The 12,891-nt window shown below is 67.5% G+C and carries 15 protein-coding genes and 2 tRNA genes; 9 read left to right on the top strand and 8 right to left on the bottom strand.

The genetic code is table 11. The features are described from left to right. Window positions 1-13: 13 nt before the first annotated feature. The 3 genes from serA to ACAX61_RS07670 all read right to left on the bottom strand — a co-directional run bounded on the left by serA (window position 14) and on the right by ACAX61_RS07670 (window position 3,273). The gene (serA, locus tag ACAX61_RS07680; RefSeq protein ID WP_370714177.1) at window positions 14-1,591 is read right to left on the bottom strand and encodes a phosphoglycerate dehydrogenase; all 1,578 of its coding nucleotides are present in this window, start codon (window positions 1,589-1,591) and stop codon (window positions 14-16) included. Between the two features lie 86 nt (window positions 1,592-1,677). Further along, on the bottom strand, window positions 1,678-2,835 hold the full coding sequence (locus tag ACAX61_RS07675; RefSeq protein ID WP_370714176.1) for a phosphoserine transaminase: 1,158 nt from the start codon (window positions 2,833-2,835) through the stop codon (window positions 1,678-1,680). A 93-nt stretch (window positions 2,836-2,928) separates the two neighbouring features. Next, on the bottom strand, window positions 2,929-3,273 hold the full coding sequence (locus ACAX61_RS07670; RefSeq protein ID WP_370714175.1) for a hypothetical protein: 345 nt from the start codon (window positions 3,271-3,273) through the stop codon (window positions 2,929-2,931). Window positions 3,274-3,376: 103 nt separating this feature from the next. Here ACAX61_RS07670 and recF point away from each other — a divergent pair, with 103 nt between their 5' ends. Together recF and ACAX61_RS07660 are read left to right on the top strand one after the other, a co-directional pair. Beyond that, entirely contained in the window at window positions 3,377-4,456 is a 1,080-nt protein-coding gene (gene recF, locus ACAX61_RS07665; protein ID WP_370714174.1) for a DNA replication/repair protein RecF, read from the top strand. Between the two features lie 44 nt (window positions 4,457-4,500). Further along, window positions 4,501-4,584 (top strand) — tRNA-Leu (locus ACAX61_RS07660). A gap of 31 nt (window positions 4,585-4,615) precedes the next feature. Here ACAX61_RS07660 and ACAX61_RS07655 read toward each other — a convergent pair. Then, window positions 4,616-4,930 carry a YdeI/OmpD-associated family protein gene (locus ACAX61_RS07655; RefSeq protein WP_370714173.1) on the bottom strand — a complete coding sequence of 105 codons (315 nt, stop codon included), beginning with the start codon at window positions 4,928-4,930 and terminating at the stop codon, window positions 4,616-4,618. A gap of 127 nt (window positions 4,931-5,057) precedes the next feature. On the opposite strand from ACAX61_RS07655, the gene ACAX61_RS07650 reads away from it, so the two are divergent. Beyond that, window positions 5,058-5,489: an NIPSNAP family protein gene (locus ACAX61_RS07650; RefSeq protein WP_370714172.1), complete on the top strand. Its 432-nt coding sequence runs from the start codon at window positions 5,058-5,060 to the stop codon at window positions 5,487-5,489. A 7-nt stretch (window positions 5,490-5,496) separates the two neighbouring features. Here the strand turns inward: ACAX61_RS07650 and ACAX61_RS07645 are convergent, their stop codons facing one another. After that, on the bottom strand, window positions 5,497-7,005 hold the full coding sequence (locus tag ACAX61_RS07645; RefSeq protein WP_370714171.1) for a YifB family Mg chelatase-like AAA ATPase: 1,509 nt from the start codon (window positions 7,003-7,005) through the stop codon (window positions 5,497-5,499). Window positions 7,006-7,166: 161 nt separating this feature from the next. Here ACAX61_RS07645 and rpmH point away from each other — a divergent pair, with 161 nt between their 5' ends. The 6 genes from rpmH to ACAX61_RS07615 are packed head-to-tail and all read left to right on the top strand — an operon-like array spanning window position 7,167 to window position 10,425. Beyond that, on the top strand, window positions 7,167-7,301 hold the full coding sequence (gene rpmH / locus ACAX61_RS07640) for a 50S ribosomal protein L34 (protein WP_096343204.1): 135 nt from the start codon (window positions 7,167-7,169) through the stop codon (window positions 7,299-7,301). After that, window positions 7,298-7,630, top strand: a complete 333-nt coding sequence (rnpA, locus tag ACAX61_RS07635) for a ribonuclease P protein component (protein ID WP_370714943.1) — start codon at window positions 7,298-7,300, stop codon at window positions 7,628-7,630. The genes rpmH and rnpA overlap by 4 nt, the downstream gene beginning before the upstream one ends. After that, the gene (gene yidD, locus ACAX61_RS07630) at window positions 7,627-7,839 is read left to right on the top strand and encodes a membrane protein insertion efficiency factor YidD (protein ID WP_370714170.1); all 213 of its coding nucleotides are present in this window, start codon (window positions 7,627-7,629) and stop codon (window positions 7,837-7,839) included. The genes rnpA and yidD overlap by 4 nt, the downstream gene beginning before the upstream one ends. A 37-nt stretch (window positions 7,840-7,876) precedes the next feature. Continuing rightward, a complete protein-coding gene (gene yidC, locus ACAX61_RS07625) occupies window positions 7,877-9,574 on the top strand; it encodes a membrane protein insertase YidC (protein WP_370714169.1) in 1,698 nt (565 codons plus the stop codon). Then, window positions 9,571-10,212, top strand: a complete 642-nt coding sequence (yihA, locus tag ACAX61_RS07620; protein ID WP_370714168.1) for a ribosome biogenesis GTP-binding protein YihA/YsxC — start codon at window positions 9,571-9,573, stop codon at window positions 10,210-10,212. The genes yidC and yihA overlap by 4 nt, the downstream gene beginning before the upstream one ends. Window positions 10,213-10,266: 54 nt before the next feature. After that, a complete protein-coding gene (locus ACAX61_RS07615) occupies window positions 10,267-10,425 on the top strand; it encodes a hypothetical protein (protein WP_370714167.1) in 159 nt (52 codons plus the stop codon). Between the two features lie 8 nt (window positions 10,426-10,433). Here the strand turns inward: ACAX61_RS07615 and ACAX61_RS07610 are convergent. The 3 genes from ACAX61_RS07610 to ACAX61_RS07600 form a co-directional block, all read right to left on the bottom strand. Next, window positions 10,434-10,509: transfer RNA gene (locus ACAX61_RS07610), tRNA-Thr, on the bottom strand. An 18-nt stretch (window positions 10,510-10,527) separates the two neighbouring features. Beyond that, entirely contained in the window at window positions 10,528-11,400 is an 873-nt protein-coding gene (locus ACAX61_RS07605) for a hypothetical protein (RefSeq protein ID WP_370714166.1), read from the bottom strand. Continuing rightward, the gene (locus tag ACAX61_RS07600; RefSeq protein ID WP_370714165.1) at window positions 11,397-12,809 is read right to left on the bottom strand and encodes a serine hydrolase domain-containing protein; all 1,413 of its coding nucleotides are present in this window, start codon (window positions 12,807-12,809) and stop codon (window positions 11,397-11,399) included. The genes ACAX61_RS07605 and ACAX61_RS07600 overlap by 4 nt, the downstream gene beginning before the upstream one ends. Window positions 12,810-12,891: the final 82 nt, after the last annotated feature.

Below are 12,891 nucleotides of genomic sequence, written 5' to 3'. Positions count from 1 at the left end.
CCTCCTAACCGCATCAGAAGCGAAGCGCCATCACCGTCTTGACGCCCGGCAGTGCGCGCACCTTGTTGATCAGATCGCCGGTCACGGGTTCGTCGACCGACAGCAGCAGCACCGCTTCGCCACCGGCGTCACGACGGCCTAGGTGGAACGTGCCGATGTTGACGCCCGCTTCGCCCAGCGTCGTGCCGATGCGGCCGATGAAGCCGGGCGCATCCTCGTTCACGACATACAGCATGTGGCCGGCCAGATCGGCCTCAACCTTGATGCCGAACAGTTCGATCAGGCGCGGCGCCTGATTGCCGAACAGCGTGCCGGCGACCGAACGCTCACCCGCATCGGTCTTGACCGAGACGCGGACCAGCGTGTGATAATCGCCTTCCTTCTCGGTCCGCACTTCGCGCACCTCGATCCCGCGTTCCTTGGCGAGATAGGGGGCGTTGACCATGTTCACCGTGTCCGAATGGACGCGCAGGAAACCCGACAGCACGGCGGAGGTGATCGGCTTGGGGTTCAGTTCCGCCGCCGCGCCTTCGGTATGGACCGACACGCGCGGGATGGCGCCGTGGCTGAGCTGGCCGACCAGGCTGCCCAGCTTTTCGGCCAGCGCCATATAGGGCTTCAAACGGGGTGCTTCCTCTGCCGACAGGCTGGGCATGTTGAGCGCGTTGGTGACGCCGCCCGACACCAGATAATCGGCCATCTGTTCCGCGACCTGAAGCGCGACATTCACCTGCGCTTCGTTGGTCGAGGCGCCCAGGTGCGGCGTGGCGACGAAATTGGGGGTGCCGAACAGCGCATGTTCCTTGGCCGGTTCGGTCACGAACACGTCCAGCGCGGCGCCCGCGACATGGCCCGTGTCGAGCAGTTCCTTGAGCGCCGATTCATCGACCAGCCCGCCGCGCGCGCAGTTGATGATGCGGACACCCTTCTTGGTCTTGGCCAGATTTTCCGCCGACAGGATGTTGCGCGTCTGATCGGTCAGCGGCGTGTGCAGCGTGATGAAGTCGGCGCGCGCCAGCAGCTGGTCCAGCTCGACCTTTTCCACGCCGATCTCAACGGCGCGATCGGGCGACAGGAACGGGTCATAGGCGACGACCTTCATGCGAAGGCCAAGCGCACGGTCGGCCACGATCGACCCGATATTGCCCGCGCCGATCAGGCCCAGCGTCTTGCCGGTCAGCTCGACGCCCATGAAGCGGTTCTTTTCCCACTTGCCCGCCTGGGTGCTGGCATCGGCCTCCGGCAGCTGGCGGGCCAGCGCGAACATCAGCGCGATGGCATGTTCGGCGGTGGTGATCGAATTGCCGAACGGGGTGTTCATGACCACCACGCCTTTGGCCGAGGCGGCGGGGATGTCGACATTGTCGACGCCGATCCCTGCGCGACCGATGACCTTGAGGTTGGTGGCGTGTTCGAGGATTTCGGGCGTCACCTTGGTCGAGGAGCGGATCGCCAGGCCGTCATACTGGCCGATGATCGCCTTCAGCTCTTCGGGGGTCTTGCCGGTGATTTCATCCACCTCGACCCCGCGTTCGCGGAAGATCTGGGCGGCGAGGGGGGACATCTTGTCGGAAATCAGGACCTTGGGCATGATTTGAAACCTTGTGCTTCACCGTCGTGGCCGGGCGTCCGCGCCCAGGTGCGTCATGACAGTGCGGGAAATGGAAACGGAGAGGGTCAGCCGGCCTTGGCGGTGGCGTAAGCCCAGTCGAGCCAGGGGCCGAGCGCGTCGATATCGGCGGTGTCGACGGTCGCGCCGCACCAGATGCGCAGCCCCGGCGGCGCGTCGCGATAACCCGCCACGTCATAGGCGGCGTGCTCGCCCTCAAGCAGCGAGGCCATCTTCTTGATGAACGCCTCATCCGCGCCCTCTACCGTCAGGCAGACGCTGGTGTTCGAGCGGGTCGCCGGATCGGTGGCGAGATGGCCCAGCCAGTCGCGTTCGTCGACGATGCGGCCAAGCGCGGTCGCGTTCGCGGTCGACCGGCCGATCAGCGCGTTCAGCCCGCCAATCCCCTGCGCCCATTCCAGCGCGAAGATATAATCCTCGACCGCCAGCATCGAGGGGGTGTTGATCGTCTCGCCCTTGAAGATGCCTTCGATCAGCTTGCCGCCCTTGGTCATGCGGAAGATCTTGGGCAGCGGCCATGCGGGGGTATAGCTCTCCAGCCGCTCGACAGCGCGCGGGGACAGGATCAGCACGCCGTGGCCGCCCTCTCCGCCCATCACCTTCTGCCAGGAGAAGGTGGTCACATCCAGCTTGTCCCACGGCATGTCCATGGCGAACACGGCGGAGGTCGCGTCAGCGAAGGTCAGCCCTTCGCGCGTGTCCGAAATCCAGTCGCCATTGGGGACGCGCACGCCGCTGGTCGTGCCGTTCCAGGTGAACACCACGTCATGGTCGCTGCGAACCTGGGTCAGGTCGGGCAGCTCGCCATAAGGCGCCTTGATGACCTTGGGGTCGATCTTGAGCTGCTTGACCGCATCGGTCACCCAGCCTTCGCCAAAGCTTTCCCAGGCCAGCAGCGTGACGGGGCGCGCGCCCAGCATCGACCACATCGCCATTTCGACGGCGCCGGTATCAGACGCGGGGACGATGCCGATGCGGTGCGTGTCGGGCACCTGCAGAATCTCCCGCGTCAGGTCGATCGCGTGCTGAAGTCGGGTCTTGCCCAGCTTGGAACGGTGCGAGCGGCCCATGACGCGCGTGTCGAGCTTTTCGGGCGACCAGCCGGGCGGCTTGGCGCAGGGACCGCTGGAAAAATGGGGGCGTGCCGGCTTGGCGGCGGGCTTCGCGGACGCAAGGGTGGCGTCGGCGGCAGTCAGATCAGTCATGTAGTCTCTCCTCACAGAGAGCACGCGCGGCGTTGGGACCGCGTGGCCCGCCGACGGCCCTAACGGCGATCGGCGGGGTGTCAAGCGTTCCGGCTATTGCGCCAGCAGCGCGCTGGCCTGTGCCTGGCCCTGATCGCGGACCGCCTTTGCCCGCGCCTCGGCCTGTTCCTTGACCAGTTCGGCTTCCTTGCGAAGCGCCTCTGCCTGGACGTTAAGGCGTTGCGCGTCATAGCTTTGCGAGGTGCCGGCCTGATTGACGAGGCTGGCGGCCTGCTCCTCCATCTGCGCCGCTTCGTTGCCGGCGGCGGCCTCGATCGCGTCGCCCTGTGCATCGGCCTGATCGCGGATCTGTTCGGCCTGCTTTTCCTGCGGCGTTTGCGGCGAACAGGCGGCGGCCAGCGTCAGCGGCGCAAGCAGCAGGGCGAGTCGGAGCGTCATCACTTACCTCGATCAATATCTCTGAGCCGGGGCAACGCCGCGATAGGCCGAAGGTTGCCATCAGGCGCTTTTGCATGGCGGTCAGCGGCGCTAGGGCCGTGCGATGCTCGTCCGCCTCGCGCTTAGCGATTTTCGCAACCACCGTGACGCAGTGATCGAACCCGGTCCGGGCTTCGTCGCGCTGACGGGCGAAAACGGCGCGGGCAAGACCAACATATTGGAAGCGGTGTCGCTGCTGGCGCCGGGTCGGGGCCTGCGCCGCGCGCCCTTTTCCGCGATGGCGCGCCAAGGGGGACCGGGCGGGTTCGGCGTGGCGGGTACCTTGATCGGCGATGCGACGCTGGGAACGGGCGTGCAGCCGCAAGCCCCCGACCGACGGCTTGTGCGCGTCAACGGCGCCGCCGCCCCGGCGACCGCGCTGGCCGAATGGCTTGCCATATTGTGGCTGACCCCCGCGATGGACCGGCTGTTCACCGAACCGGCGGGGGAGCGGCGGCGGTTTCTCGACCGGCTGACGCTGGCGCTGGAGCCGGGCCATGCGACGCAGGCGACGCGGTACGAATCGGCGATGCGGGAGCGCAACCGTCTGCTGGCCGACGATGCGCCCGCCGATCCGCAATGGCTGGCCGCGATCGAGGCGCGGATGGTCGAGCATGGCGTGGCACTGGACGCGGCACGGCGGCGGACGGTGGCGGCGCTGTCGGCGCTGCTGGACGATATGAGCGACGGCCCCTTTGCCCGCCCGGCGCTGATGCTTGAGGGGTGGGCGGGCGATGCCGCCTTGCTGACGCGCGAACTGGCACAGGGGCGTGCGCGCGATGCAGCGGCGGGGCGGACGCTGGTCGGGCCGCACCGCGCCGACCTGTCGGTCACGCACCGCGCCAAGGATCAAGCCGCCGCCCTGTGTTCGACCGGAGAGCAAAAGGCGCTGCTTTTGTCGATCGTGCTGGCCCATGCCGATCTGGTCGCCGCGACCATGCCGCACCCGCCGGTCCTGTTGCTGGATGAAGTGGCCGCGCATCTGGACCCGGTGCGGCGCGCGGCGCTGTTCGCGCGGCTGGCGGGCAAGGGACAGGTGTGGATGACGGGCACCGAACCCGCATTATTCGCCGAACTGGCGGGGGAAGCGGTGCGTCTGACGCTGACCGACGGTCGCATCGAAAGCGATGCAGCGACCCGCTAGCGTTCGGGCGCAAGGTAGGATATTGGCCCCACCGCCCTGTCCGTGCGGGCGTGGCGAAATGGTAGACGCAGCGGATTCAAAATCCGCCGGAGCAATCCATGTCGGTTCGAGTCCGACCGCCCGCACCACCCTTTCCCCCCGACCGGGCGCACAGCGCGTCTATTTCCCCGATCGCGGTTTGCGGTCGATCAGGGCGGCCTGTTGCCACGGGCCGGGCGGCTTGTCGGTGCGGTGGATACAGCCGGGCCAGCAGAAGGGGCGCTTTTTCCCGGCGCGTAATTCATCGCAGGTCCGCTCGATTCGCCGCTGGCGCGTGGCGGGCTGTTTTGCGTCGTCGATCCAGCAGATGAACTCGTTACGGGCGAGCGGCGACAGCGCTTCCCAACAAGCCAGAAGCGCCGCGTCCGATTGCAGCGCGGCGCAAAAGTCGTCGCCCGCCCGATGAACGGTGCCGTGCGAAAGGGAATCGGTCATGGGACCTCCGGCGCGCATGGGCAGGATATGGCGCCCGGCAGCGATTTGAAAGCCGGGGCAACGGGCTGGCCGCCGGGCCGATGTCGTGCAAAGGTCGGCGTTTGATCGACTGAAGGGGAACTGCCCGATGCGTCCGGCCCTGCTTGCCTGCCTCGCCCTTGCCGCCGTTGCCGCGCCACCCGCGTCGGCGCAGGACGCGCTGGACCCGCGCGCGGCATTCTACGAACTGCGCATCTATTACCCCGCGCCGGGCAAGCTGGCGGCGCTGAACAAGCGGTTTCGGGAACATACGCTGGCGCTGTTCGCGCGGCACGGGATGCGCAACGTCGCCTATTGGAACGAGCAGCCGACCGCGACCGCGCCGGAAGGGCGGGTGGTCTATGTCCTCGCCTATCCGGACCGCGCGGCGCGCGAGCGAAGCTGGCAGGCATTTGGCAGCGACCCCGAATGGCGCGCAGTCGCCGCCGCGTCGGAAGCCGATGGCAAGCTGGTCGCCAAGGTCGAAAGCGTGTTCATGACGATGGCCGATTATTCGCCTGCGCTGACGCTGCCGCGCTGATCGGCGGTCAGTTGGTGGGGGCGCGGCGGCGATAGCTGAGCGCTTCGGCTACATGCACGCGGCCGACGGTATCCGCGCCGCTCAGGTCGGCGATGGTGCGCGCGACGCGCAGGACGCGGGTATAGCCGCGTGCCGACATGCGCGTCGCCTCCGCCGCCTGGGCCAGCAGCGCGCGGCCCGCATCATCGGGCGTGCAGTGACAGTCGAGCAGCGCGCCCTCTGCCTCCGCATTGCTGCGTGCGGGGGTGCCGTCATAACGGCGGGTCTGCACCGCGCGTGCTTCGGCCACGCGGGCGGCGACCTCGGCCGAACCCTCCGCCGGGGGCGGCAGGATCAGGTCGGCGGCGGTGACGGGCTGAACCTCGACATGCAGGTCGATGCGGTCGAGCAGCGGGCCGGATACCTTGGCCTGATAATCCGCCGCGCATTTGGGCGCACGGGCGCAGGCCAGCGCCGGGTCGCCCAGATGGCCGCACCGGCACGGATTCATCGCCGCGACCAACTGAACCCGCGCGGGAAAGGTGACGTGGGCATTGGCGCGCGCGACGCTGACGGTGCCGCTTTCCAGCGGCTGGCGCAGCGAATCGAGGACCGCGCGCTGAAACTCTGGCAGTTCGTCCAGGAACAGCACGCCCAGATGCGCCAGGCTGACCTCCCCCGGCTTCACCCGCAGACCGCCGCCGGTCAGCGCCGCCATCGATGCGGAATGGTGCGGGCTGCGAAACGGGCGCGTGCGCGTCAGGCGGCCATTGGCCAGCGTGCCCGCGACCGACTGAACCATCGACACCTCCAGCGCTTCTGCCGCGCTGAGTGGCGGGAGGATGCCGGGCAGACAGGCCGCCATCAGCGACTTCCCCGCGCCCGGTGGCCCGACGAACAACAGGTTATGCCCACCCGCCGCCGCGATCTCCAGCGCGCGACGGGCGGTTTCCTGTCCCTTGACCTGACGCAGGTCGGGGCCGTGCGCGGCGTCCTCCACCGCGCCGGGGGCGGGGGTCGGGAGCAGCGCAGTGCCCTTCAGATGATTGAGCAGGTCGATCAGATTGTCGGCGGCAATCACCTCGATCCCGCCGGCCCACGCCGCCTCTGCCCCTTGCGATGCGGGGCAGATCAGGCCCTTGCCGATCGCGGCGGCATGCATCGCTGCCAGCAGGACGCCGGGCGAGGCTGCGATTCGCCCGTCCAGCCCCAGTTCGCCGACGACGACATAATCGGCCAGCGTCTCGACATCGACGACGCCCATCGCGCCCAGCAGCGCCAGCGCCACGGGCAGGTCGTAATGCGACCCTTCTTTCGGCAGGTCGGCGGGGGACAGGTTGACGGTGATTCGCTTGGGTGGCAGCGCGAGGCCGATGGCGGCGACGGCGCCGCGCACACGTTCGCGGCTTTCGCCCACCGCCTTGTCGGCCAGCCCGACCATGACAAAGGCGGGTACGCCCGCGACCAGGTTGCACTGAACCTCGACCCCGCGCGCCTCAAGCCCCAGATACGCCACCGTCGATACGATCGCGACCAAATCCCGCCCCCTGTTATATCGCCCGGCACCTGCTTAGCAGCGCGCGTCGCGATTGGAACGGGGCCGGGGCAATTGACTCGGCGGGCATCGCGGCGTAAGGGCACCCCCCTGTCACGGCCGTCTTCGGGCGGCCCTTTTTCGTTATGCCTAGGGAATGAGCGATGAAGCGGACTTTTCAGCCGAGCAATCTGGTGCGTGCGCGCCGGCACGGCTTCTTCGCGCGGATGGCGACGGCAGCGGGCCGCAAGGTGATCCGCGCGCGTCGTGCTCGCGGTCGCAAGAAGCTGAGCGCCTGAAACGCCTGACCGAACGCCGCGATTACCTTGCGGCGAACGGCGGTAAGCGCGCGCCGATGCCGGGATTCGTCCTGCAGGCGCGCGATCGCGGCGACGGCGACGTTGCCAAGCGAATCGGCATCACCGTGTCGAAAAAGGTCGGGAACGCCGTCATCCGTAACCGGATGAAGCGGCGCTTCCGCCATTTGGCGCGTGAAGTGCTGCCCGAACACGGGCTGGCGGGGCATGATCATGTGTTGATCGGCCGCGCTTCGGGGATCGAGCGTCCCTATGACGAGCTGGTGCGCGATCTGAAAAAGGCGCTGGGCCGGGTGGCCAGGCGCCCGTGATCGCGCGCGTGCTGATTCTGGTCGCAAGGGCGTGGCAAATCGGCCCTTCGCGCATCCTGCCGCCCACTTGCCGCTATGCGCCGTCCTGTTCGGCCTATGCAATCGAGGCACTTGGCCGCTATGGCGCGGTAAAGGGCGGCTGGCTTGCGCTCAGGCGCATCGCGCGCTGCCATCCATGGGGCGGTTCCGGGTACGACCCGGTTCCCTGACGCGGCGGGCGCCCACCCAGACGGGGACGAGGTTTCGGTGAAGCAAGACGGCAAGAATTTCATCCTGTTCGCGGCATTTGCGGCGCTGATCCTGTTCGGCTGGCCGGTGATTTCGGGGTACTTCTTCCCCACCGCCAATCCGCCGGTGACGAAGATCGAGGGTGGCGAGACCAAGGTCGTCGCCAATCCGGCCGCCGACCCCGCCGCCGATTCGCCAACCGCCGTCCGCGACCGCGCACAGGTGATCGCCGAAACGCCTCGCGTGCGGATCGACACGCCGCTGCTGGCCGGGTCGATCAATCTGAAGGGCGCGCGCCTGGATGACCTGGTGCTCAAGCGTTATGACGAGACGGTCGCGCGCAATTCGCCGCCGATCCGCCTGTTGTCGCCCGCGGGGGCCGCCGACGCCTATTTCGCCGGTTTCGGATGGCAGGGTGCGGGTGCGCCCGATGCCAATACCGTGTGGCAGGCAACCGGCGACGTGCTGGCGCCGGGCCGCCCGGTCACGCTGGATACCGCGACGCCCGCGGGCCTGCGGTTCCGCATCAAGCTGTCGGTCGACCAGAATTACATGTTCACCGCCGAACAGACGGTGCTGAATGCCGGCGGCGCGCCGGTCGCGCTGAAACCCTATAATTATGTGCTGCGCCGTGGTCGCTCGAAGGATCAGGACCAGTGGGTCGCGCATGTCGGCCCGATGGCGGTGCGCGACGGCAGCGCCGTTTACATCGACTGGGACGAAATGGGAGAGAGCGAGCATCGCTATCCCACGACCGGCGGCTGGGCGGGCTTTACCGACCATTACTGGCTGACCGCGCTGGTGCCGGACCAGAAGGCGCCGGTCGAGCTGCAACTGCGTGAACGACCCGGCGACCTGTTCGGTGCGGAAGCGACGTGGCGCGATGCCGCGACGCTGAACCGCGGTCAGTCGGTGACGCAGACCACGCGCCTGTTCGCGGGCGCCAAGGAAGTCGACCTGATCGACCGTTACGAAGGCGAGCTGGGCATCGTCCAGTTCGACAAGGCGATCGACTGGGGCTGGTTCCGAATCATCGAAAAGCCGATTTTCTATTATCTCGACTGGCTGTTCAAACTGGTCCAGAATTTCGGCGTCGCGATCATGCTGCTGACGCTGACGATCCGCCTGCTCTTGTTCCCCATCGCGCAAAAGCAGTTCGCGTCGATGGCTGGCATGCGCGCGCTGCAGCCCAAGATGAAGGCGTTGCAGGCCAAGTACAAGGACGACAAGCCGCGTCTCCAGCAGGAGATGATGCAGCTGTACAAGACCGAAAAGGTCAATCCGCTGGCCGGGTGTCTGCCGATGCTGTTGCAGGTGCCGATCATGTTCGCGCTGTACAAGGTGCTGATCCTGACCATCGAAATGCGGCACCAGCCCTTCGTGCTGTGGATTCGCGACCTGTCGGCGCCCGACCCGCTGACGCCTGTTAACCTGTTCGGCCTGTTGCCGTTCACGCCACCGTCGTTCCTGGCCATCGGCGTCATCCCGATCCTGCTGGGCATTTCGATGTGGGCACAGTTCAAGCTGAACCCCGCGCCGATGGACGACGTGCAAAAGCAGGTGTTCGCGATCATGCCGTGGATGCTGATGTTCATTATGGCGCCGTTCGCGGTCGGGCTTCAGGTCTACTGGATCACGTCGAACGTGCTGACGATGGCGCAGCAATGGTGGCTGTACCGCCAGCATCCCGGCATGAAGACTGCGGTCGCCAAGTGAACCCGGTTTTCGACGATGCGCTGGTCGAGGATGCGCGGCGGCTGTTTTCGGGGTCGGTTTCGTTCCTGAAATCGGCACCGGAGCTGCGCTTCATCCCCGACCCTGTGGTGCCAGAGGTCGCATTTGCGGGCCGGTCGAATGTCGGCAAGTCGTCGCTGCTCAACGCGCTGACCAATCGCAGCGCGCTGGCCCGCACGTCGAACACGCCGGGTCGCACGCAGGAGCTGAACTTCTTTGAGGTTGGCGACCCGCTGGTGTTCCGGCTGGTCGACATGCCCGGCTATGGCTTTGCCAAGGCGCCCAAGGACATGGTCCGCAAGTGGCGCTATCTGGTGAATGATTATCTGCGCGGGCGACAGGCGCTGAAACGGGCGTTGGTGCTGATCGACAGCCGCCATGGCATCAAGGATGTCGACCGGGAAATCCTGGGAATGCTCGACGCCGCCGCCGTCAGCTATCGCATCATTTTGACCAAGGCGGACAAGGTGAAGGCCAGCGAACTGGCCGATGTGCGCGCCCGCACCGAGGAGGAAGCGCGCAAGCGCCCCGCCGCGCATCCCGATATTGTGGCGACGTCGAGCGAAAAGGGCATGGGCCTGCCCGAACTGCGCGCCGCGGTGCTGGAAGCGATACGCTGACGGCACCATTGGCCCGATCGCTGCGTTGCACACCCGTATCGAGGGAGAAGCGCGTTGACCGACCCAGACCCAGCCGACACCGACCGCCACCCAGGCGAGGATGGCGAACCTGAAGGCGGACAGCCGCAGGAACGCCCCGAAGACCGCCCCAATGTCGGCAGCACGACGCCCGACGATTATCCCGCAAGCGACCGGGCCAAGGGGCAGCGATAGGGAAGGGGTGGTGCCGGCTGCAGGGATCGAACCCGCGACCCCCTGATTACAAATCAGGTGCTCTACCAACTGAGCTAAGCCGGCCCGGCGACCGTCTTTGCGTCAGGTAACGCCGAAGGTCCAGCCTTCGGTGCGGGCAATTTCATCGTTCATCGCAATCGGCGCCCATAATTCGGCGCGATGCGCGGCGATACGCAGCCATGCGGCGGTCAGGATGGCATCGCTTTTATGGTCGTCGATCGGCCCTTCGACGGGGGCGGGCCGGCTGCCGAGTGCCGCCAGTGCTTCGTTCAATGCGTCCCAGCTTCGCATCTTGGCGCGTCCCTTGGCCCGGCCGGCGGCCAGCGCGGCGAGCGTGGTATAGATCTCGACCAGCACCGGTCCCGATTGCGGCAGCGGATCGAACGGCCACACGGGGATGCGACCGTTCAGCCGGTGCAGCACGCGCATGCCGGTGAAGCTGGACTTGCCCACTTGCGCCGCGCCGACGAGGTTCAGGTTGCTGTAGGGATTCAGCCCCTGTTCGCGCTGCGCCACCTCGGTCGCGCGCAGGCGGCCGCGACCGGTGAAATATTCGCCCTTGCGACCGCCGTGACGACGCATATGCCGTGCGACTTCGACATGATCGACAAAGCCGCCAGCGGCCAGATGCGCGTCGCATTCGCACAGTCGCTCGACCAGTGCCCACAGCGCCCTGGCGTCGGCGGGGCTGTCGCTCCAGCCGGGAAAGAAGGCGCCGCAATCGACAAAGGGGAGGGCGGTGCCAAGGTCCAGCCCGACGATCGCATCGCCCGGCAATTCGTGCGCCAGCCAGTCCAGCACGTCGCCGCGCGACCAGACATGGCCGGGCCGCACCAGCGCTGGCGCCTCACGCCCCGATGCGCAGATGGCAACGGCAATCCCCTTTTGCCGCGGACCCGCCGCGCCCGACCAGTCGATCGCGACGAAATGGCCGAAGCGGGCGGGTGCGATCATTCGGTGTCGATCACCGCGCGGGTAAAGGCGGCGATGTCGAAGCCTTGGCCGACCCCGTCCTCACCGCGCCGCACGACCACCAGCCGCTTCGACGGCACGACCATGATATACTGGCCGCGATTGCCCTGCGCGGCGAAGCTGCCCTGCGGCAGGCCCTGTTCGGGGCCGAACAGCCACAGGGTCGCACCGTAACCCGGCCCCTTGGCGGGTTGCGGCCCCGCGGGCGTGGTCATGTATCGCACCCAGCCTTCGGGCAGCAGGCGCTTGCCCTGCCACATGCCGTCGTCCAGCCACAGCTGCCCCAGCCGGGCAAGGTCGCGCGCGGTCGACCAGACCTGGCTCGACAGGATGAAATTGCCGCGCCAATCCTGTTCGGCGACGGTGTGGCCCATGCCCAGCGGGTCGAACAGACGCGTTTGGGGAAAGCGTTGATAAGCCGCAACGCCCATCGCTTCCCGCAAGGATCGGACCGCCAGCAGCGTGTCGTTATTGGCATAGCGAAAGCGGCTGCCGGGTGCGGCCTCAAGCGGCCAGCCGGTTGCCTGCTCATCCATGGCGGTGCCGCCGAAATAAATGGCGTCGGTGCGGTTGCCCGCATGATCGCTGTGCAGGCCGCTGGCCATGCGGAGCAACTGGTCGAGCTTGATCGCCGCGCGCGGGTCGCCCGGCTGGCCCCATGCGGCAATGCGTGCGGGGGTGTCGGTGGCGACGGCGCCGTCCATCACCGCCATGCCGGTCAATGTCCCGGCAATGCTCTTTGCCACCGACCAGGTGCGGTTCGACACGAACGGTCCCCACTCCTCGCCATAGCGCTCACCCGCAACCCGCCCGTCGCGCAGGATGACGACGCCGAGCGTCTTGGCCTGTGCGCCGAAATCCCCGGCAAAGGCGCGGTCGATGGTGGCCGACAGCGCGCGTGACGGACGCGGGGCGATGCCCGCGTCGCCCATGGGCCAGGCGCGCGGATCGGCGCCGCGAACGGGCGGGACAGCGGTGCCGGCAGCGGGTGTGCTGCCGATGGGTTCGCTGCGGCACCCCTGACCGGCGGTATAGGTCGAGACGCGCGGCGGCAGCTTGTCGTCGAACGTCACGCTGACCCGACCCGCCGCCCGGTCGATGGTGGCGGGCAGGGCGGCGATCAGCGGCTGATAATCCGGATAGATGCCCGCCAGTTCGTCGCGCTCGACCTGTGCCTGGGTCCGGCCTGCGTTGAACATGCCGCTGCACAGCATCGCCGCCTTGTACCCGGCGGCGATAGCGCGGGCATAGGGCGTGGCGGGCGCGTCGGCCACCTGTTGCGCGGGGGCCGCGCCGCTCAGCGCCAGTGCCCCCGCCAGCACGGCACCACGGCGCCACCGACGGGCGGCGTTCGAATCGACATTGGCTTGACGCGTCACAAATATCGGCATGTCTTTCCCCCGGCCCCAAATGCCCGTCCCGCCCCTTGTAACGGGACCGGGGAAGCGGGCGTTTGTCGTGGGTTATCGCATA

It is taken from the genome of Sphingomonas sp. IW22 (genome assembly GCF_041321155.1).
In the GTDB taxonomy this organism is placed as follows: Bacteria; Pseudomonadota; Alphaproteobacteria; order Sphingomonadales; family Sphingomonadaceae; genus Sphingomonas.
This window is presented reverse-complemented; position numbering and strand designations above follow the sequence as displayed.